Raw genomic sequence first — 19,522 nt, 5'->3', positions numbered from 1 at the left:
CTCCTTCGTTGCCTCCTTCGTTGCCTCCTTCGATGTCCGCCTCGTTGCCGGGTTTGCTGCCGGCGTTGCCGGATTACGTGGAGCTGCACTGCATCTCCAACTTCACCTTCCTGACCGGCGCCTCGCACCCCGGCGAGCTGATCGAGCGCGCCTTCGGCCTGGGCTACAGCGGGCTGGCGCTGACCGATGAATGCTCGGTGGCCGGCACCGCGCGCGCGCACGATGCCATCGAGACGCTGCGCAAGCGCCTGCACGACGCGGTGGCGCGCAGCGCGGCACGGGGCGCCGAGGGTGTGGATGAAGGTGCCGATGACGGCGCTGATGACGGCATCGATGAACCGCTGCTCGACGACGGCGATGCCTTCGGCAGCGGCGACGACGATCCCGGCTTCCACGCCAGCCGCCACCAGCGGCTGCAGGCGCTGGCGCGCGCCGCCGATGCGTTCTCGCTGCTGATCGGCAGCCGCTTCAGCCTGACCGCGGCCGCTCGCCCGGAGCAGGCGCCGCTGCGGCTGGTGCTGATCGCGCAGCACCGCGAGGGTTTCGGTAACCTGAGCGAGCTGATCACGCTGGGCCGCCGGCGCGCGCAGAAGGGCAGCTACCGGCTGCATCCCGAAGACCTTGCCGCGCCGGCCGGCGACGTCGCCCACCTGCGCGGCATGCCCGGCTGCGTGGCGCTGCTGCTGCCCGACTACTGCGCCGAGCCGGAACGGCTGCGGGAGCAGGCCGAGTGGTGCCGCGCCGTGTTCGGCGAGCGTGCCTGGATCGCGCTGGAGCAACTGCAGGGCCATGCCGATGCCTTGCACCGCGCGCGCCTGGAAGCGGTATCGGCGCAGACCGGCGTGCCGCTGGCCGCGGCCGGCGCGGTCACCATGCATGTGCGCTCGCGCAAGCCGCTGTCCGACTTGCTGACCGCGATCCGGCTGGGCCAGCCGCTGCACGAATGCGGCATGGCGCTGGCGCCCAATGCCGAGCAGCACCTGCGCATGCGCCAGGTGCTGTCGCGCCTGTACCCGCGCGAGGCGCTGGCGCAGACGCTGAAGATTGCCCAGACCTGCGATTTCTCGCTGGGCACGCTGCGCTACGAGTACCCCGAGGAACTGGTGCCGCCCGGCGAGACCCCGATCTCGTACCTGCGCAAGGAAGTCGAGCGTGGCAAGCGCGAGCGCTTTCCCAACGGCCTGCAGCCGGAGTGGGACAAGCAGCTGGACGAAGAGCTGGCGCTGATCGAGGAAAAGCACTACGAGCCATTCTTCCTCACGGTGCATGACATCGTGCGCTTTGCGCGCTCGCGTGGCATCCTGTGCCAGGGGCGTGGCTCCGCCGCCAATTCGCTGGTGTGCTTCTGCCTGTATGTGACCGAGGTCAGCCCCGAGCAGGCCAACCTGCTGTTCGGCCGCTTCCTGTCGCGCGAGCGCGATGAGCCGCCCGATATCGACGTGGATTTCGAGCACCAGCGGCGCGAAGAGGTGATCCAGTACATCTACGACAAATACGGCCGCCATCGCGCCGCGCTGGCGGCGTCGCTGATCACCTACCGTTCGCGCAGCGCCCTGCGCGACGTCGGCCGCGCGCTCGGCATCGACGCCAGCGTGGTCGAGCAGGTGGTCAAGGGCCAGGCATGGTGGGACGGCGGGCCGGGCTTTGTCGACAAGATCGCCCGCTACGGGCTCGATCCCGAGTCCCCGGCAGTGCAGCAGTGGGCCAGCCTGACCGCGCAGCTGCGCGGCTTTCCGCGCCACCTGTCGCAGCACGTGGGCGGCTTCGTGATCGCGCGCCACAAGCTGTCGCGGCTGGTGCCGATCGAGAACGCGGCCATGGCCGACCGCAGCGTGATCCAGTGGGACAAGGACGACCTGGAGTCGCTGGGGCTGCTCAAGGTCGATGTGCTGGCGCTGGGCATGCTGTCGGCGATCCGGCGCGCGCTGGAGATGATCCCCAACCCCAGCATCGACCCGGCGCGCGCGGGGCTGCCGGCGCGCATGGAGGATATTCCGAAGGAAGACAAGCCGACCTACGACATGATCTGCAAGGCCGACACCATCGGCGTGTTCCAGATCGAGTCGCGCGCACAGCAATCGATGCTGCCGCGGCTGCAGCCGCGCGAATACTACGACCTGGTGGTGGAAGTAGCGATCGTACGGCCCGGCCCGATCCAGGGCGGCATGGTGCATCCGTACCTGAAGCGGCGCGAGGCTTTCCGCCGCACGGGCAAGCCGCCGGTCTACTTCAACCAGGTGATCGAGAAAGTGCTGGGCCGCACGCTGGGCGTGCCGATCTTCCAGGAGCAGGTGATGCAGCTGGCGATCGACGCGGCGGGTTTCTCGCCCGGGCAGGCGGACCAGTTGCGCCGCTCGATGGCGGCGTGGCGGCGGCGCGGCGACCTGCGCAAGCACCAGGACGCGCTGGTGCGCGCGCTGACCGGCAAGGGCTATCCGGAATCCTTCGCGCTGGCGATCTGTAAGCAGATCGAGGGGTTTGGCGAATACGGCTTCCCCGAAAGCCATGCGGCCAGCTTTGCCAAGCTGGTGTACGTGAGTTCATGGCTCAAGCGCCACCATCCGGCGGCCTTCCTGTGCGCGCTGCTGAACAGCCAGCCGATGGGTTTCTATTCACCCTCGCAGCTGGTGCAGGACGCGCGCCGCCATGATGTGCAGGTGCTGCCGGTGGATGTGACCATCAGCCGCTGGGACAGCACGCTGGAGCCGGTGCCGGAGTCCGAGGCGGCAAATGTGGCCAATGCGGCCAATGCGTTCAGCACTCGGCAGGATCGGCCGCCGCACCCGCGCGTGCGCCTGGGCCTGGGCCGGGTCAAGGGCATGCGCGAGGCCGCCGCGCTGCGCATCGAGGCCGCGCGCGCGCAGCGTGCCTTCGACAGCGTCGAAGACCTGGCGCTGCGCGCCGGCCTGGACCGCCACGACATCGACGTGCTGGCCGCCGCCGACGCGCTCGCGCCGCTCGCCGGCAACCGCCGCCAGGCCCGCTGGCAGGCCCGCGCCGCGGCCGCGCATGCCGCGCACCGCGACCTGCTGTACCAGGCGCCGCCAGCCGAAGCCGCGCTTGCGCTGCCCGCGCCGCGCCTCGGCGAAGACGTGACCGCGGACTATGCCAGCCTGGGGTTGTCGCTCAAGTCGCACCCGCTGGCGCTGCTGCGGCACAAGCTGGCGGCGATGCGCTTTGTCACCGCCAGCCAGCTCGAACGCTGCGCCAACGGCCGCCGCGTGCGCGCCTGCGGCATCGTCACCGTGCGCCAGCGCCCGTCCACCGCCAGCGGCACCATCTTCGCCACCATCGAAGACGAGACCGGCAGCATCAACCTGATCCTGTGGCCCGACCTGGTCGAGCGCCAGCGCAAGGAGGTGCTGGGCGCCACGCTGCTGGGCGTGGTCGGCACCTGGCAGCGCCAGGGCGACGTGCGCCACCTGGTGGCCAAGGAACTGGTGGACCTGAGCCCGATGCTGGGGCGGCTGCTGGTGGGGAGCCGGGATTTTCATTGAGACGCACGGCGCCAATGACGGAGATGCAAACGGCGCGAGACTAGTTGGCTCGCGCCGTTTGTTTTTCAGCGCTGCTCATCCGTCGGGCGGGTAAGCTGGCTCTCCCTGGTCAGACCAGTGCCTGCAGGCGATCTGCGCTCTCGTCAAGCTGTTGCTTGAGCGGCAAAAGCAGGGCGTGGAGGCCGATGCCTTGGGGGATGGTGTCGCTCTGCAGGTCCAGCAAGGTCAGGAAGGACTGAAGGCCGGCGCTGACGCGCAGGATGTCGTTAGTGGCCTCGAGGATTTGCTCCTCCAGGGTGACGGCTTTGCTGGGCGGGGGCGGAGCGGCTTTGGCGTGGGGGCGGGCCTGGGCGCGGTCCACTTTGGCCAGGTTCTCGGCCAGTTGAGCTTTTTGGGAAAGGGTGGGCTCTTGGGGAGCCGGGGTGTTGCTTTGCATAATGACCTCCGAACTAAAGGGGTGGAGGCCCGTCGTCCGCTGCTAATCGGGTGGGCGAGCACAGGGCAGGGTTAGTCAGTATGACTCCCCTGGAGCAAGGGCAAGGAGGGCTGGCCCGCCGCGAGGAATCAAACGCGGGTTAGCATGACTGCCAGAGCCGCACGGTGTGGACAGTGCCACACCCGGCGATTTCCAGCGCGGAGGCCAGCATGGAAAACGATATCACTTTGTATGTCGGTCTGGACGTCCATAAGGACTCGATCACGGTCGCGTACGCACTCGGCATGGCTGAGGTGGAACAGCTTGGCAAGATCGGTACATCGAAGGCTGATACCGACCGCTTGTGCAAGCGCCTGCAGTCCAAAGCGCGCCACATCCGAATCGTCTACGAGGCAGGCCCTTGCGGCTATGGTCTTTACCGCGAGCTCACACAAAAGGGATTCGACTGCATGGTGTGTGCGCCGTCGTTGATCCCGAAAAAGCCTGGTGAACGCATCAAGACCGATCGACGCGATGCGGTCAAGCTCGTGCGATCGCTGCGCGCCGGCGATCTCTCGGCGGTGTACGTGCCCAGCGTGGAAGACGAAGCGTTCCGGGATTTGTCACGCGCGTGGGTCAGCGCCAAAGACGACCTGAAGCGCGCCCGACAAAGGCTGAAGGCCTTTCTGCTCTCGCACGGTGTTCGCTACACCGGCAGAGCCGACTGGGGACCGGCGCACCGGCGCTGGATCAGTGCCTTTGTGTTCGACACCGTGTGGCAACAACTTGCCTTTGACGAATATCGACGTGCCATCGAGGATCGGCTCGCACAGTGCAGCCGTCTCAAAGAGGCCTTGCGCGAAGCAGTGGTCAACTGGCGCTTCTACCCGGCCGTATTGGGCTTGCAGACCATGCGCGGCGTGCAATTCACTACGGCGATAGGCATCCTCGCCGAGCTGGGCGATCTCTCACGCTTTGCCCATCCGCGCCAACTGATGGCCTGGCTCGGCGTGACGCCCGCTGAACACTCATCGGGAGAAAAGCGGCGCCAGGGCAGCATCACAAAGAACGGCAATAGCTATGCAAGAAAGCTATTGATAGAAGCCGCCTGGAGCTACCGGCACCCCGCACGCGTGAGTCCCCAGATCCAACGCCGGCACGAAGGCATCCCAAAGGCCATCGTTGACCGCTCTTGGGACGCTCAGGTTCGACTGTGCCGGCGCTATCGGAAACTTGCCGCCCGCGGCAAGAACCCGAACATTGCGGTGGTCGCAGTGGCCCGCGAACTGAGCGGATTCATATGGGATATCAGCCAGCTCGCGATGTCGCTTGCCGTACCGAACGAAGCGCGGGAAGCGTAACCTAGGCCATCAACCTATCTGACACTACTGTGAGGCCAGTTTCCTGAAGGCGGCGTAGCCCGGCACACGAGCAACCCGCGGGTCTGCTAGGCAACGGATTGCATCCGACTTGCGACGTTAGATAGCGGCCGGCTCATTGGGCGGACCTCTGTAATGCGGTAACCAACCCGCGGATATCAGCGTGATCCACCGTCGAGACTTACTGCTACGTCGCCCTCAGGAAATTGGGACCAATATGGGAAAGTGAAACTGAACCAACCAATCTCGATTGACACGGGGAGTCATATCAGCAGACCGGCACCACTCAACCGGCGAGCCCTGAGGCTCCCCTGCCAAGGCCCGCCCGCAGGTGTGGACGTTCGATGGCGCGACGGACAGCGCCGCTCGTGCGGCGCTGTCCGTGTGTGGTATGCAGGCTGCTAAACCTGATCGCCATTGGATTGGCGACAAACCATTCTCGAACACCCACGCCGGAGCGGCAATGGATCAGATCATTCAGAAACGAATTTTGACATACTGGTCAGGTATGCAGGTTAGAGCGCGAGCGCAATGTTGTCCGGAACGTTGCTGAAGCCATGTATCGTCGGCGCCTGCTCTAAGGTTGGGGCGGAGGGAGTCTTGGCTGGTGGGGGGCGCCTATCGGCCATGAGCGGAAAGCTGGCATTTGCAATTGAATGTCTGTTCCGCATGCGGGGTCTGTCCTTCGACTTGCTCAAGTCGATGTCCGAAAGCCCGTTCAACTTTGCTGCCGGGTGACCAGCACCTCCTCACACGGTCACCGGCTTGCCACGGAAGTGATCTCGTACAAGCAGGACTGATAGAGCCTTGGATGATGGGGTATTCCAAAGTTGCTGCCCTGGCGATCGAAACCGCCAAGGGCTGAGCGTCAAAGACGCTCACGCTTATGTGCACGTGGCATACTAATGTGCGCGTGGCATACTTAGAATTGGGAGGCGGGGTAGCATGGCGGTTATTCACTCTGCGGCATTCCATACTTGGGACAATCAGGTCAGGTCGGTTGACTTGTTGCTTGAGTCAGATCGACCTAGGTCAACCAACTTTGCGACAACCTTCATTACAGGTCGTAACGGCTCACACAAGAGCACGCTGCTGAAGGGGATCGTGTCTGGGCTGGCGGTGGTGGAACGCAACGCTCGAGAAGAGGCGTCGTCTGTACGGAATCCGGGTCGGGATCAGGTGCTTTGTGTATCAGGTTCGGTGGCTGACCGGTTTCCACAGAAGGAACTGCCGGGAGGAACTCGCAGTCCGTTTGACGTCCCAAATTACACGTACGTTGGTCAAAGAGTCATCAGCAACCTGCTTAGCAAGAAGGCACCGCTGGAGACCATGCTGGCTTTTGCGCTCGACCCTGCTAGGGCAGAGCGTTGCAGATGGGAATTCTTTAGCGTTGCACATCGGCACGCGGGAATTCGACCATCCGTAAAGTACATCTTGGAGGCCCAGCGTGGTGTGTCAAAGAAGGCACGAGGCCCGATGGGTGACTTGCTTGGGATCGTGCAAGGCATACGACCTGAGTCCGACAGCACTCGCAAGACAGCCGCAGATCGCCCGCACATTTCCTACGCCACGGCGCAGTGGCTGCTACAGGAATTCGGCTACGACGAGTTTTTGGCGCTGCAATTCTTTGTGAACAACGGGAAGCGGCGCCTTGCGGTCGAGCTTAATGAGACGGGGGCGCACTGCCAAGGCATCGCGCCCAACGTGCTACGACTGGGATTGCTCACGGACCTCGTGCGACTAGTGGATGTCACTGTTAAATCGGCAAGGGACGATTCTGGCTTTTCAGCAATGGAATTAAGCTCAGGTGAGTATCACATGTTCTCCAGCATCCTGGCAATTGGCTTCGGGCTCGAGGACAAGGCTGTCCTGCTGATAGACGAGCCCGAGAACAACCTCCACCCGCAATGGCAGCGGGAGCTGATGGCGACGGTATTCGACGTGTGTGCAGGCGCGATGAAGACGGAGGGGCATCTCATCGTATGCACACACTAGCCACTCATCGTGGGGGCCGCTCCGGAGGGCAGTTCTATTGTTGACATGAGTAGCGATGCGCCGCAGACCAGTGTCGCGTCCTACGGTGCATCGTCTGACGAGTTGCTTCTTTCCCAATTCGGCGTTGGCTCCAGCAGGAACAGGCTCGTCGTGGACACGGTCCAGCGAGCCGTGTCTTTGATCGAGCGAGGCGACTTCGAGAATGCGGAGTTCCAAGGATTGATGCCGAAGCTTAGGTCGATCCGTGACGCACTCACTCCAAGCGATCCAATGGCCGATGTCATTGAGGCGCTCCTAGACGAAGGACCTCAGCGGTGAACATCGGATTTGACAGAATCGTTCCGACCCTTGGCTATCCTGCCGGGACCACAGCTGCGGCGTTGGTCGGCCTTACATGGGAATCCAGGGCGAAAGTCGCGATCGAATTCCGCGCCGGGCTGAAGATTGCGCTCAGGACGGCGCAGTTGGGACGCTGCTGCTTTTGCAGACGTCACCTGTACGACGACTACGCGACTCATCTTGAGCATTTTGTCGACAAGGCGACATTTCCTCAATTTGCATACGAGATCAGGAACCTTGCGCTTTCTTGTGGGACCTGCAATATCCGGAAGAACGCATATTTCTTGTCTTGGAACCGCAGATACAGGTTCATGACCAGAACCTTCGTGGGGCCCGCGCCGGCTCGATGTCCTGTGCTCAGCATTGCTCTCACGTCCGGCGATGCGTTCCCGGTGGCTCCGGCCAATTTCAGCTGGGTCAATCCGCACTTTCACAATTATTCACAGCACATTTTGCTCGTGCGCGGTTGGGTTTTCGAAGGCCAGTCTCCGGAGGGAAGACGGACAATTCGTAGTCTCAAGCTGAACGATGTTGGACAGATCGAGCGGCGTGCGCTCGCGGAGCGGCTAGAGGCGCGGGGAGGCGCGCTGTCCATGCTTGTCGGCGCGATCTCTGTGCTAGACCAGCATCGAGCAAATGATGTGAAGGACGCAATCATAAAGGTGCTCCGGCGTCGTCGAGAGGCTGCCAAAGCAAGCACTGAAAATTAAAACCTTGAACGTCACGCACGGCCAAGTCGCCCACCATGGACAACATCGCTTAATGATGTGGTGTTCTTTACAGACATCACACCCACGAGAGGTTCCGGCCCGCGAATGGCATCGAACACCGTTGCTACGCACAAGCGCCACCCGACAGGTGATTCTCCAAGTGGGATCATCCAGACGGCCCCACCATACATTTCCCCATCCTGGCCGTCACGCAATAGCAGTGGCAAAGCAGCCGTTGGTGAACTTCAATCTTCTGCCTATACCGGACAGCCCTTCGAGCCTGGCCGGGCAGCTTGACCGTTTCAGGCTGCAAGCAGTCCTACGAGCCAGCACCCTGAGCGCCCGCTATGCCCGCGAAACTAGCCTCGAGACAAATGATTCGAAGACCCGGCGTCCACGCGTCGCCCTTCCGCCCCACTGGCAAGTCCCGTATCCCAGACAAGCTAGCGGCGAAGTAGAGGGGCGTTCGACCAGGCCTCCTCCTGGATTGCGATACCTTCTAGCTACTACACAGTGAACTATGCCCTCTGATCCGCCATCACTTTCAGCGGTACTGGTCAATCTTTGCAGGGATCAAATACGTCAAGCGGGCCAAAGGTATACGCCCGGCATCGATCCGAGCGCGCCTAATCTTCGGATTGCCGCGTTGTCTACCGCCATCGACAACGTTGCATGTGGCGATGCTGCGCAAACGCGCTTCCGGTCGGTCCTCGACGAGTTCGCCGAAGCCTGGAAGCGCGCCAAGCATCATAGCCAAAGACCCGCGGAGATCGAGCATTTGGTTGACGCCGCTGGCGCATCGCTTCCGGCGATGATGGATCGCCTGCGTTCGCGCGATGCCACTGCGGGCTATGAATGGGCCGACCAGCTGTCTGAGATCGACGCCCGCTTGATGCAGGATATCGCCCATTGGCGGGCCGAGGAAGCCAAGCTTGCCCCGGACGACGGGAGCTACTCTTCCGCGCACAACAGCGTGCGCGCGAACTTGGATGCGATTGGCCGCTGCCTGCGCATTGTTCGGGATGAGGCGGAATACGCGGGCAGCCCGTCGTTCAAGCTGCTCTCTGATCCGCTCCTGCTCATCGGTGGTGAATGGGGCACGGGCAAGACCCACCTGCTGTGCGATGTCACCAGTGAGCGCCTTGCCCGTGAAGCTCCCACAGTCTTGGTGCTGGCGAAGAACTTCGAAGGCGACGTGCTTGCGGATATTTGCGCGCGCCTCGGCGAGGCGACTTCGGTCGAGGACAAGTTCGCCGAGCTTTCGGGTGCCGGACAAGGGGCAAGGGGCCGCACTGTTTTCGTCGTCGACGGCGTCAATGAGGGACGTCGGCGCGAGTGGCGACAGGCGATCAGTACCCTGATCTCACTCGTCGCCGACCACCCCAACATCGGGGTGGTCGTGACATGCCGGACTCCATTTGAGGCCATAGCCATTGAGAAGTCGGACCTAGCAGGTTGCTGAAGTACTCCCCGTACAAGAGGCGAGGCTTCCCCCTGCAAGGCAGTAGGCTTGCGATTTTTCACAATCTGGAAGCGGGACGTCCCTACATCGATTTTTTCGGCGGTTTGGCGCCCGATTCCGGCCTCATTACCGCGATTACTGCAACTGCGGACGGATTTGTCCCAGTGAGCGCATGCGCACGAGGTTGTAGGCGGCCATGCTCAGCACGAACATCTGGTCGACTCGCTTCAGTCCACGCACCATCACCTGGCGCATGCGCCCGACAGTCTTGACCCATCCGAAGCCTTGTTCGATCAGCTTGCGCTTTTGCTGCGAAACGGCATACCCGGCGCTGCAAGCAATGGCATCAGGAACGGCCGAGCGGCGCCCCGAGGTGTTCTGTGCCACGTGGGGCGTCACCTTCAGTTCCAGGCAGGCTTGAATGAACTCTTGCGCGTCGTAGCCCTTGTCTGCACCCACCGTGATTTCGGTGTTCGGGTCGTCCGTCACCTGTCGGGCATCGTTGAGCATCACCTTCGCGGCCTCGCGCTCAGCATGTCCGTCCGCATTGGTCACCATGGCGCTCACCACCAGGCCGTGACGGTTGTCGCTCAGGGTATGACCCATATAGCGAAGTTCACTCGCAGTTTTGCCCTTGCGGTACAGCTTGGCATCGGGATCGGTCTTGGACTCGTGCGTCTCGTTGCTGCGCGTGCGACCTTTGAAGTTGGCGCCGTCGTTGTCGTCCTTGTCGTCGCCGCCGTCCTTGCGCACGAAGCTCTTGTGGCCTGCCCACGCCTGAATCAGCGTGCCGTCCACGCTGAAGTGCTCGCCCGACAGCCAGTTCTTCTTCTGCGCGATGGCCAGCACCTCGTTGAAAAACTGGATCACCGCATCATGCTTGATCAGCCGCTCGCGGTTCTTGGTGAAGACCGTGGGCACCCAAACGGTGTCGTCCATCGACAGCCCGATGAACCAGCGAAACAGCAGGTTGTACTGCGTCTGCTCCATGAGTTGGCGTTCGGAGCGAACGCTGTAGAGCACCTGCAGCAGCATGGCCCGCAGCAACTTCTCCGGCGCGATGCTGGGCTGGCCACCCTTGATATCGTCCTCGTACATCTGTGCGAACAACCGGTCCATCTTTACCAGCGCCTGGTTGGCCATGGCGCGGATCGAGCGCAGCGGGTGGGACTTCGGCACGAAATCATCCAGCCTCCGCATAGTGAACAAACTTTCCGTGAAGGTATCTGCGCCGCGCATGAAAGTGGAGTTGGATGGGTTCCTCAAATCAACGCTTCAGCCAGTTGTCGCGCTGACGTCCACCGGAGGTATTTCAGCGGCCTGCTAGAGAAATTTCATCGCCTTCAGCATTACGGCTTCGACGACCAGGAGTTCGATGCGCAGGCCGCCTTCTTTCAGTACTATCAGCTGCCGTTGCCGGAGGTTCCGCTGTTGGACCGCGAGTTTTCGCGCCCTCTCACCTTGAAACTCATCTGCCAGTCGCTGCAGAGCCTGTCGGGCAAAAAGCTGGCAAAGGGCTTCGCAGGCATCGCCTCCGGACAGCGCGGCATGACGTTCGTGTTGGAATCATTCGTCAATCGCGTTGGGCAACAAATCGAACACGAGTTCGGGCTGCAGGACAAGGGATGCTGGATCTTGCTGAAGGGTGACGACAAGTTCGTCGACAAGCGGATTGCCGGTTTCGCACCCTGCATGGCAGCGAAACTCCGCGGTTATGTCCTCCCGTCAGAGGCAGACCGCATCGTCGCCGCGAGCAGGCCTTCGTTACGACCCGCTCAACGGCGCCAGCTTCTGGAGGCGATGCGTACGAACGGGCTAATCGAAGAGGACGCCATCTGGTATTCCACGAGGGACGGACAGCACAAGTCCCGGGTGGTGTACCGATTGCCTTACCAGCGGTTCAGCGACCATTTGATCGCCAGGCACCTGCTAAAGGCATACCTGGATCCGTCGTCGCCTGCTGCCATCAAGGACAGCTTCGCAGCCACCTCTCCGCTCGCGAAGGTCTTTCGGCTAACCGATCGGAACTTCGGCCACTATGCGGAGCCGGGATGGGCCCAAGCATTGATCACGGAGTTCCCCGAGCGCGTTGGGAGCAGGCTTCCTACCAGCCAACGCGAGCTCTTTTTCTCGCTGCCACGGGAAGCACAAGATCTTAACGCCTATTTCGAGCCGTTTGTCGATGGCCTGTTCTGGAGAAGTCCGACCGCGTTCACCGAGGGGACGCAGAAGGTCATCAATCAATACTTGGGCGCAAGTTCCCGCGCCTGGGAGCGCGTCGTGGATGCGTTGGCGGCCGTCGCGACGAAACCGAGCCATCCCTACCATGCCAAGCGGCTGTACAAGTTTCTGTCGCGTTATCCAATGGCTGACCGCGACCTGTGCTGGTCCGAATACCTGCGACGAAGGTATGCCTCACCGACCATTCATAGGCTGCTGACCTGGGCGGAGAAGCTCGACACAGTGAACATGACTAGGGCTGTGGCCGCCGAGCTCGTGGTGTTGTTCTCCCTGGTCCTGCCCACAGTTGTTCGCAGTGATCGCGACCTTGCAACCAAGGCACTCGTTCTGATCGGAGAGCAACATCCGGACTTACTGTTCTCGCACGCGGTGGCATGCCTAGAATTTAACGATCCGTATCTCCCTGAGCGAGTACTTGCGGCCGCCTACGGGACGGCCCTGTCGCTGGTCGATTCCAAAAAGGCAGCTTCGTTCAGGCCGCTCCTTGGGGACCTGGCCAAGAAGCTCTACCTTCAGATGTTCGCGCCTCGTGCGCGCCACGCGACGCACCACACGCTCATGCGGGATTACGCGCTTGGGATTATCGAGGTCGCGCGGCGAGCAAGGTGCGTCAAGCTGCCGAAGACGTCAGGCCGCTACCTCAGCCGACCATTCCCGAATACCCCGTCGCCATTCACCAGCAATGGAACGCCTGATGACGCAGTCAAGGATGCGATTGGCCACGCCATCCAAATGGACTTCGGCAACTACACAATCGGTCGACTGATTCCCAACAGGGCAAACTATGACTATACGAAGCCAGACTACGTGCGGGTACGGTCAAAGATCGAGCGGCGCATGTTCGACCTGGGGTATCGGGACAAGCGGTTCGAGCACGTCGAGTCGGAGATTGGGCGGAACTCTTGGAACGCTCGCAACGAACATAAAGTTGACCGCTACGGTAAGAAGTATTCCTGGATCGCGTACTTCGAGATGTGGGGAGAGCGCGATGCGAACCGGAAGCTCCCGGATTGGCGTCAGGGTAGCCGGACTTCCGATTGCGGTGTAGATCCCACTTTCCCCAAGGCGCCACCCGATTGGACGCCTCCCTTGCCGGACCTCTTCGGTTCGCCCGCCGCGACCACGGAGGACTGGGTCGCAGGCGGGTTCACGCCAAACTGGCACTCGCTTTTGGTGGTCCCCGAGATCAATGGGCATCGGGGTGAATGGGTGCTCGTCGAAGGCTTTGTCCAAGGAGCTGACAGCTCGCACGACCGTGAACTCTTTGCCTTCCTGCGCGGAGTGTTTGTGGCCAAGAAGGATGTGGACACGCTCCGGTCGAGGTTCCTGTCCATCGACTACCCGGGTAACCAGAAGATCCCAGAGGGAGCCGACGAGCACTATCTGTTCGCAGGAGAGCCAAGCCACCGCCACAACTTTGCGCGGCATCTTCTCAAGCGCAATGGCCTATACCGCCGGCAGATTGCGGAGGCGTTCGATGAGTACGAGCGTGACTACAGCGCCGGTGAGAAGCGGTCTCTCACCATCAAGATCGCCTCGATGTCAGGCACTACAACGGGCGACGAAGAAGCTTCCGTCATTGAATTCGACGTCCCCACCACCCGCCATATTCCGGGTGTCCGACTTGAGCTGCCATCCATCCAGTTTGGCTGGGAGTCCTACCACTCCGCGCAGAACACCTTCTCGGGTTTTCACATACCGGCGCCAAGCCTGATCCAGCGTCTTGGCCTCTCCTGCAGCAACCGCGAAATCGACTTCTTCGATGCAAGCGGCCATCCCGCAACGCTCTACAGACAAGCAGGCGAAGGCTATTTTGGCGACAAGCACAAGCTGCTCTACGTCCGGGCGGATCTGCTTCGCCGGTATCTGAAGGAGACGCGCCAGGTCCTCGTCTGGTGCAACTGGGGCGAACGTGACTGGCTGAAGAAGATGGATGGGTACGACTTGCTCCCTAATGAGGGCAGACAGCGAGTCTTTCAAACTCACGCACACATCCATCGGACCTTTTCCCAATGGTCTGCCAAAGATGGCGTCGTACTGTAGGTGCAACTGCTCTGAGTGCTGCGCTGGCGGAGCATCCTTTAACCGGTGCCCCACCACCAAAGGTCAGGTGCTGGATCAATGGCCGGTTGGTGACGCATTCCGGCCGCTCGCCCATAACCGTCGTAGGACCGCAATCGCTGCACAGCAGACATAGGCCGACGATGCTCGAACGCCTGCACCGGGTCGGTCAGAGACGGCCACGGCATCACTGGCAGCAGCCAGATGCCGCCGACGCAGGTCCTGATCCCTGGCAACGCCAAGCGGGGAACGCCGTTGATGCTCGCGGCACCCAGCGTTGCGCTGGACTTGCCCCTGCGCGTGCTGGTGCGCGACGACTGCCAGGGCAGCACCCGAGCGAGCTTCCACACCGCCGCGGAACTGGAAGGCGCTCACGCATTGCCAGCCGCACCGCGCCGCTGGCTGTTGCGCAGCGGCTGGTTCTTGACACGGTGGGCGCGCAGGCGCCCCGGGTGATTTACCTGGCCAGGCCCTTGTTCGGGTTGATCAGGTACTTCTCCCCCGTCGCGCGCTTGTTGTAGACGGCGATCACATCCAGGTCCAGCACCTCGGCCAGCGAGATCTCTTTCGAGTAGTGGCTGGCAAAGGTGGTCTTCAGCTCCGCCACCACGCGTTGCTTCAGCGCGTTGGCCCGCTCGCGCCCGATCTTCTGCAGGAACGGGAATAGCAGCCAGCCGCCCATGCCCCACGCCATGCCGAAGTTGCGGTTGAACTCGGTCGGGCTTGTGTCCAGGCCGCCGTAGAGGTAGACCTGCTTATGGGTGGTCGAGCCATAGCGGCTGTATTCGCGGGCCGTCTTGTTCAAGGCCGCTTCCATGCAGGTGAGGATCTGGCCGGCGAGCTTGCCGCCGCCCGTGGCGTCGAACGCGATCGTTGCGCCAGTGGCGACGAGTGCCTCGGTGAGCTCCTGCATGAACGTGGGCGACGCGGAGTTGCAGACGTGGACCGCACCTTGTGCCTTGAGCAGGTCCGCCTGCTCCTGCTTGCGCACGATGTTCACCAGCTTGATGCCATCCTTGAGACAGATCTGATTGAGCATCTGGCCCAGGTTGGAGGCCGCGGCGGTGTGCACCAGGGCGCTATGTCCTTCGCGCCGCATGGTCTCGACCATGCCCAGTGCGGTGAGCGGGTTGACGAATGACGACGCACCGTCAGCAGGCGTAGCGCCTTCGGGCAGGACCAGGCACTGGTCTGCGGGAATGCAGCGGTACTGCGAGTACATCGCGCCGCCGATGGCAGCCACGGTCTTGCCCATCAAGGCTTGCGCCGCAGGGGACGAGCCTGCATCGACGACCACGCCCGCGCCCTCATTGCCAACCGGCATGGACACATCCAGGCGGCCCGCCATGCTGCGCATCGCGGCTTCCGGAACGCGCGCGGTGACGATGGGGCGCTCGGCCGTGCCGCTGGCCCTGGCCGTGCTCATGTCAGCCGCACCGAACAGCAGGCCGAGATCGGACGGGTTGAGAGGAGAGGCTTCAATGCGGATGAGCACTTCATCCGGGCCAGGATGCGGCGTGTCGATGCTCTCTAGCGATAGCTCGAGTTCACCGCTGCTCTTGATTTGCGAACGAAGTTGAAGTGCGGTGTGCATTCGATGTCTCCCTTGTCTGTCGGTTTTCGGTGAGCGGGGCAGCTGCCTGGGGCTGTTTTCGCCAGTAGTCAGCAATGTAGCAAGTTCCTGCCAATCCCGTACTGGCCGGAAATTCAGGTCTTGCGTCGGAGTCCGGCAAGGCATCTTTCCAGGAGAGCGGCATTAGTGCGGCATTTATGCGGCATTAGTGCAGCGGGGCTAGACTGCGTACATTTTGTTACAATAGAATATTGTAGGTTCCAGAAAATGTAGATGTATCAGGACATTCCGTTTATGAGAAATATTACGTTTCTGATGCTTTCGATGGTTGTTGGCCTTGCAGCATGCGCCGCGCAATCGCCAGCAGACCAGTTGTCCCCCCAGTCGCAAACCGTACGCCTGTGCCAAGGCAACACCTGCACCGAGCAGGATCGCCGTGTCGCCACAGGGCAGGCTGCACCAGCGGATGCCGACCACCGTATGCAGGCGCTGGCAGCGGTGGCTGAGCGCGATGCGAACGCGGCCTACGACCTCGGCCTGCGCCTGCTGCGTGGCGATGGCGTGGAGCGCAACAGCTATCAGGCCCTCCAATGGTTGCGCAAGGCCGGCGACAACGGCCATATGCAGGCCCAGCTGGCGCTTGGGCGAATCTACCTGATGGGCTTTGAGGAAATGGGCTCGGACCCTGCTGAAGCCGAGGCGTGGCTGACGCGCGCTGCAGCGAAAGGCAGCAAGGAGGCACGGGACCTGCTGCCGCAAGCGCAAGCAGCCAAGAAGGACGAGCAGAGCCTGTACCAGGTGCGCGAAGCCTACCGCAAATCCTGGCTGGCCTGGTACAGCAGCTATCCGTACTACTGGGTATGGGACCGCGCCGGCTGGCAGCCCCGCTAAGCCCGCCCATCCTCCGATTTTTCTAATTACTTCCGTCAACAGGAACGCGTTTTCATGCCGAACAAGACTTCTCTGCGCGTGGCCGGCCTGGCCACATCCCTGATCCTGGCTGGCTGCGCCAGCGGGGGCGGCATCATCAGCACCGGCACGGCACCGACGGCCGCCACCGGCGCGGCGGGCGGGGCCACCAGCGTGAATGCCAATCCGACGCTGGAGCGCTGCGACAAGCCGCTGGGCACGCTGGCCGTCGATGATGGCCGGGGCAAGGAATGGTATGCGAGCTTCGGCGCAGCCACCAAAGTCACTACCATCGAGCCACTGATCCGCCTGGCGGTGCAGCAGTCGAACTGCTTCGTGATCACCTCGGTCGGCAACAACCGCACCGAAAGCAAGCTTTCGAACATTACCGACAAGCAGCGCAATTCCGGCGAGTTCCGCGCCGGTTCGCGCCAGCAGAAGGGACAGCGCGTCGCGGCCGACTACTACATGGAGCCGGCAATCATCATCGACAACGACTCCACGGGCCAGTTGGCCGCCGGTGTGGGCGGTCTGTTCGGTGCGGTCGGCGCACTGGTCGGCGGCGCCATGCAAAGCAAGGCATCGGTCGTAACCCTGACCATGTTCGACATCCGGTCCGGCGTGCAGCTGTCCATCTCGGAAGGCAACTCCACGGCAACCAATATCGGTGCCGCCTTCGGCGCGCTGGGCGGCGGTGCGGCCGGCGGGCTGGGCGGTTTCTCGCGCACGCCTGAAGGCAAGGCCACCGTGGCGGCATTCATGGACGCCTACAACAACATGGTGGTCTCGCTGCGCAACTACAAGGCCCAGGAAGTGAAGGGCGGGCTGGGCCGCGGCGGCCAGCTCAAGGTTGGCTCGTAACCTGGCACCTTCAAGCAAAACCTTCCACGTTCCACGCGATAGGCGAGCGCGCGCAGCAATCGCCCTGTCGCAGGCCCAGCTGGCGCGGCCTAAGCCAGCCTGGGCCTGTCTGATCAAGTTCCACTCCTGTCCCTGCTCCGCCCCGGCTCCGGGTCGCTGGTGGGGATCCCGCTCCCAGCCGCGGTACCGCGCCTCGATACCCGGCCAGCCACCGGCCAGACACCCCGCAGCGCGCATCGCGCCCTTTGTTGTTCACGCAACTGTCATGAAGCGCGGTTAAGGTAGCGTCCGTCCACCACGGACGACCCCAGGGCGCTGCGCCCGGCCCGCGCCACCTACATCGGCGCTGCCGGCGCGTGCGCCCCGCCAGCCTCACCGGGCTGCCCGCAGTAACTTGCCTGCCGCGCGGGCACGCTTCGCCCGCATTCCCGAACCACCCAGACCTGCCACTGACATGAAATCCCGCCTGATCGCCGCGGCCTTGCTGGCCGCCTCGGCGAGTCCTGCCTTCGCCCTGAACATCCTGCTGACCAACGACGACGGCCTGACCAGCAACCTGAAGGCGCTGTACGACGCGCTCAAGGGCGCCGGCCACAACGTCATCGTCAGCGTACCCTGCACCGGCCAGAGCGGCCGCGGCGCGGGCATCGTGATGTACAGCACCACGGTCATCGTGCCGGACAACGACAAGACCCAGGTCGAGGCCGAGGGCGGTTGCCACAACGGCGCGGCTAAAACCGGTGAGCCGGCGGTGGGGCCCTTCACCAAGGCGGGCTACACCAATGGTGACTACCACTACGCCCATGGCACGCCCGTGATGGCGACCATGTACGGCCTGGACGTGCTGGCGCCGGCACGCTGGGGCAAGGCCCCGGACCTGGTGCTGTCCGGTCCCAACGAAGGCCAGAACGTCGGGCGCATCGTCAACAGCTCGGGCACCGTCAGCAATGCGCAGTTCGGCGCGGCGCGCGGCATTCCGTCGATCGCGCTGAGCGCGGGCACGGACTCGGTCGACAATGCCGGCCTGGCGAGCCCGGTGTCCGGCGTGGTGGCGCAGCTGACCACCAAGCTGCTCGGCACGCTGCAAGCCAAGGCCAACGGCGGCCCGCTGCTGCCGGCGGGACTGGCGCTGAACGTCAACTTCCCGAACGCGCCGACGGCGGCCACGCCGTTCGCGTTCTCGCGGCATGGCACCTTCGACGCCTATGCGCTGAAGTTCAGCGGCACGGCGCCGTACGGGCTCGGCATCGGCGCCGGCAGCGGCACGCCGACCGCCGCGCAGGCCGAGGACGAGTCCGTGGTCTACAAGACCAAGACGGCCGTCACCGCCATGCAGATCGGCTTCGACCAGCGTCCCGCCGGCCAGCAATGGCTGCGCCTGCGCCTGGGTGAACTGTTCGGCCAGTGAGGCAGGTCCCGATGAAACGCGTTATTTCCCTGTTCCCCCTGGCAGCCGCGCTGGGGCTGGCCGCTTGCGGCGGCAACGACGCGCCCGACAACGGCGCACCGCCCGCCACCGCAACCCTGTCGGTCACCGACCTGGAGCCCGGCGCCTATGTCGTCAGCGTGGGCGATGCCGACAACCCGACCGTCGGCAAGTACTACGCCGGCACGGACGGCAGCCGCTACCTGGCCCTGGCCGATGCCGAAGACAAGGCCACCGCCATCTACCGCCGCGACAAGGGCGGCAGCTGGGTTGCCGCACCGGGCGCGGACGCGTCCGCCAGCGTCAGGCTGCTGAGCCAGGCGGCGGTGCCCGCCGCGAGCGTCGAGCTTGCCAGCGTGGCCGGTACCTACACCACGGTGCTGCCCACCGGCGCCAGCGCCACCTTCACCGTCACCGGGGAAGGCAAGATCGCGCCCGGCGCTTCGGCATGCCAGCTGTCGGGCACGCTCGCCGCGCAGGCCATGCCGAATACGCTGAGCCTGAAGCTGTCGACGTCGGCCTGCGGCACGCTGCCCGCCAATGCCACCGGCGTGCTTGCCATCGATACCGACTACCAGCCGGCCGCATTCCGCCTGATCGCGGACGACGGCGGCCGCGTGGTGGATTTGTGGGCCTATCGCGACTGAGCGAAGC

General features: G+C 63.2%; 14 protein-coding genes. 11 read left to right on the top strand and 3 right to left on the bottom strand.

Annotation, left to right across the window (positions count from 1 at the left end):
• Nucleotides 1–32 precede the first annotated feature (32 nt).
• Nucleotides 33–3,497 carry an error-prone DNA polymerase gene (locus tag A2G96_RS27485; RefSeq protein WP_062803323.1) on the top strand — a complete coding sequence of 1,155 codons (3,465 nt, stop codon included), beginning with the start codon at nt 33–35 and terminating at the stop codon, nt 3,495–3,497.
• A gap of 109 nt (nt 3,498–3,606) precedes the next feature.
• Here the strand turns inward: A2G96_RS27485 and A2G96_RS27480 are convergent, their stop codons facing one another.
• On the bottom strand, nt 3,607–3,933 hold the full coding sequence (locus A2G96_RS27480; RefSeq protein ID WP_062803322.1) for a DUF1484 family protein: 327 nt from the start codon (nt 3,931–3,933) through the stop codon (nt 3,607–3,609).
• Nucleotides 3,934–4,142: 209 nt separating this feature from the next.
• Here A2G96_RS27480 and A2G96_RS27475 point away from each other — a divergent pair, with 209 nt between their 5' ends.
• From A2G96_RS27475 to A2G96_RS27465, 4 genes are all read left to right on the top strand, one after another.
• Complete coding sequence (locus A2G96_RS27475; protein WP_062803321.1) at nt 4,143–5,273, top strand: IS110 family RNA-guided transposase; 1,131 nt, start codon at nt 4,143–4,145, stop codon at nt 5,271–5,273.
• Nucleotides 5,274–6,767: 1,494 nt separating this feature from the next.
• Complete coding sequence (locus tag A2G96_RS33995) at nt 6,768–7,286, top strand: AAA family ATPase (RefSeq protein ID WP_174549329.1); 519 nt, start codon at nt 6,768–6,770, stop codon at nt 7,284–7,286.
• A gap of 314 nt (nt 7,287–7,600) precedes the next feature.
• A complete protein-coding gene (locus A2G96_RS33585) occupies nt 7,601–8,335 on the top strand; it encodes an HNH endonuclease family protein (RefSeq protein WP_150124270.1) in 735 nt (244 codons plus the stop codon).
• Between the two features lie 646 nt (nt 8,336–8,981).
• On the top strand, nt 8,982–9,797 hold the full coding sequence (locus A2G96_RS27465) for an NACHT domain-containing protein (RefSeq protein ID WP_062803320.1): 816 nt from the start codon (nt 8,982–8,984) through the stop codon (nt 9,795–9,797).
• Between the two features lie 135 nt (nt 9,798–9,932).
• On the opposite strand, the gene A2G96_RS27460 is transcribed toward A2G96_RS27465, so the two are convergent.
• Nucleotides 9,933–11,036 carry an IS5 family transposase gene (locus A2G96_RS27460; protein WP_062799342.1) on the bottom strand — a complete coding sequence of 368 codons (1,104 nt, stop codon included), beginning with the start codon at nt 11,034–11,036 and terminating at the stop codon, nt 9,933–9,935.
• Here A2G96_RS27460 and A2G96_RS27455 point away from each other — a divergent pair.
• Entirely contained in the window at nt 10,962–14,081 is a 3,120-nt protein-coding gene (locus tag A2G96_RS27455; protein WP_167354391.1) for a hypothetical protein, read from the top strand. The genes A2G96_RS27460 and A2G96_RS27455 overlap by 75 nt on opposite strands.
• Nucleotides 14,082–14,303: 222 nt before the next feature.
• Complete coding sequence (locus tag A2G96_RS34470; protein ID WP_062803318.1) at nt 14,304–14,555, top strand: DUF302 domain-containing protein; 252 nt, start codon at nt 14,304–14,306, stop codon at nt 14,553–14,555.
• Nucleotide 14,556: 1 nt separating this feature from the next.
• On the opposite strand, the gene A2G96_RS27445 is transcribed toward A2G96_RS34470, so the two are convergent.
• On the bottom strand, nt 14,557–15,693 hold the full coding sequence (locus A2G96_RS27445; RefSeq protein ID WP_062803317.1) for a zinc-binding dehydrogenase: 1,137 nt from the start codon (nt 15,691–15,693) through the stop codon (nt 14,557–14,559).
• A 252-nt stretch (nt 15,694–15,945) separates the two neighbouring features.
• On the opposite strand from A2G96_RS27445, the gene A2G96_RS27440 reads away from it, so the two are divergent.
• From A2G96_RS27440 to A2G96_RS27425, 4 genes are all read left to right on the top strand, one after another.
• On the top strand, nt 15,946–16,563 hold the full coding sequence (locus A2G96_RS27440; protein WP_231909669.1) for a tetratricopeptide repeat protein: 618 nt from the start codon (nt 15,946–15,948) through the stop codon (nt 16,561–16,563).
• A 54-nt stretch (nt 16,564–16,617) separates the two neighbouring features.
• A complete protein-coding gene (locus A2G96_RS27435; RefSeq protein ID WP_062803316.1) occupies nt 16,618–17,442 on the top strand; it encodes a hypothetical protein in 825 nt (274 codons plus the stop codon).
• A gap of 454 nt (nt 17,443–17,896) precedes the next feature.
• Nucleotides 17,897–18,850, top strand: a complete 954-nt coding sequence (locus tag A2G96_RS27430) for a 5'/3'-nucleotidase SurE (protein ID WP_062803315.1) — start codon at nt 17,897–17,899, stop codon at nt 18,848–18,850.
• 11 nt (nt 18,851–18,861) lie between these two features.
• On the top strand, nt 18,862–19,515 hold the full coding sequence (locus A2G96_RS27425) for a hypothetical protein (RefSeq protein ID WP_062803314.1): 654 nt from the start codon (nt 18,862–18,864) through the stop codon (nt 19,513–19,515).
• Nucleotides 19,516–19,522 lie beyond the last annotated feature (7 nt).

Source organism: Cupriavidus nantongensis (assembly GCF_001598055.1).
GTDB classification, from domain to species: Bacteria; Pseudomonadota; Gammaproteobacteria; order Burkholderiales; family Burkholderiaceae; genus Cupriavidus; species Cupriavidus nantongensis.
Note: the sequence above shows the minus strand (reverse complement) of the source record. Positions and strands in the feature narration are given on the sequence as shown.

What these genes read in the sequence shown, in the direction of transcription:
- A2G96_RS27485 (WP_062803323.1), top strand. Translation starts at nt 33, where the DNA reads ATGTCCGCCTCGTTGCCGGGTTTGCTGCCGGCGTTGCCGGATTACGTG.
- A2G96_RS27480 (WP_062803322.1), bottom strand. Translation starts at nt 3,933, where the DNA reads ATGCAAAGCAACACCCCGGCTCCCCAAGAGCCCACCCTTTCCCAAAAA.
- A2G96_RS27475 (WP_062803321.1), top strand. Translation starts at nt 4,143, where the DNA reads ATGGAAAACGATATCACTTTGTATGTCGGTCTGGACGTCCATAAGGAC.
- A2G96_RS33995 (WP_174549329.1), top strand. Translation starts at nt 6,768, where the DNA reads ATGGGTGACTTGCTTGGGATCGTGCAAGGCATACGACCTGAGTCCGAC.
- A2G96_RS27460 (WP_062799342.1), bottom strand. Translation starts at nt 11,036, where the DNA reads ATGCGCGGCGCAGATACCTTCACGGAAAGTTTGTTCACTATGCGGAGG.
- A2G96_RS34470 (WP_062803318.1), top strand. Translation starts at nt 14,304, where the DNA reads ATGCCGCCGACGCAGGTCCTGATCCCTGGCAACGCCAAGCGGGGAACG.
- A2G96_RS27445 (WP_062803317.1), bottom strand. Translation starts at nt 15,693, where the DNA reads ATGCACACCGCACTTCAACTTCGTTCGCAAATCAAGAGCAGCGGTGAA.
- A2G96_RS27440 (WP_231909669.1), top strand. Translation starts at nt 15,946, where the DNA reads ATGTATCAGGACATTCCGTTTATGAGAAATATTACGTTTCTGATGCTT.
- A2G96_RS27435 (WP_062803316.1), top strand. Translation starts at nt 16,618, where the DNA reads ATGCCGAACAAGACTTCTCTGCGCGTGGCCGGCCTGGCCACATCCCTG.
- A2G96_RS27430 (WP_062803315.1), top strand. Translation starts at nt 17,897, where the DNA reads ATGAAATCCCGCCTGATCGCCGCGGCCTTGCTGGCCGCCTCGGCGAGT.
- A2G96_RS27425 (WP_062803314.1), top strand. Translation starts at nt 18,862, where the DNA reads ATGAAACGCGTTATTTCCCTGTTCCCCCTGGCAGCCGCGCTGGGGCTG.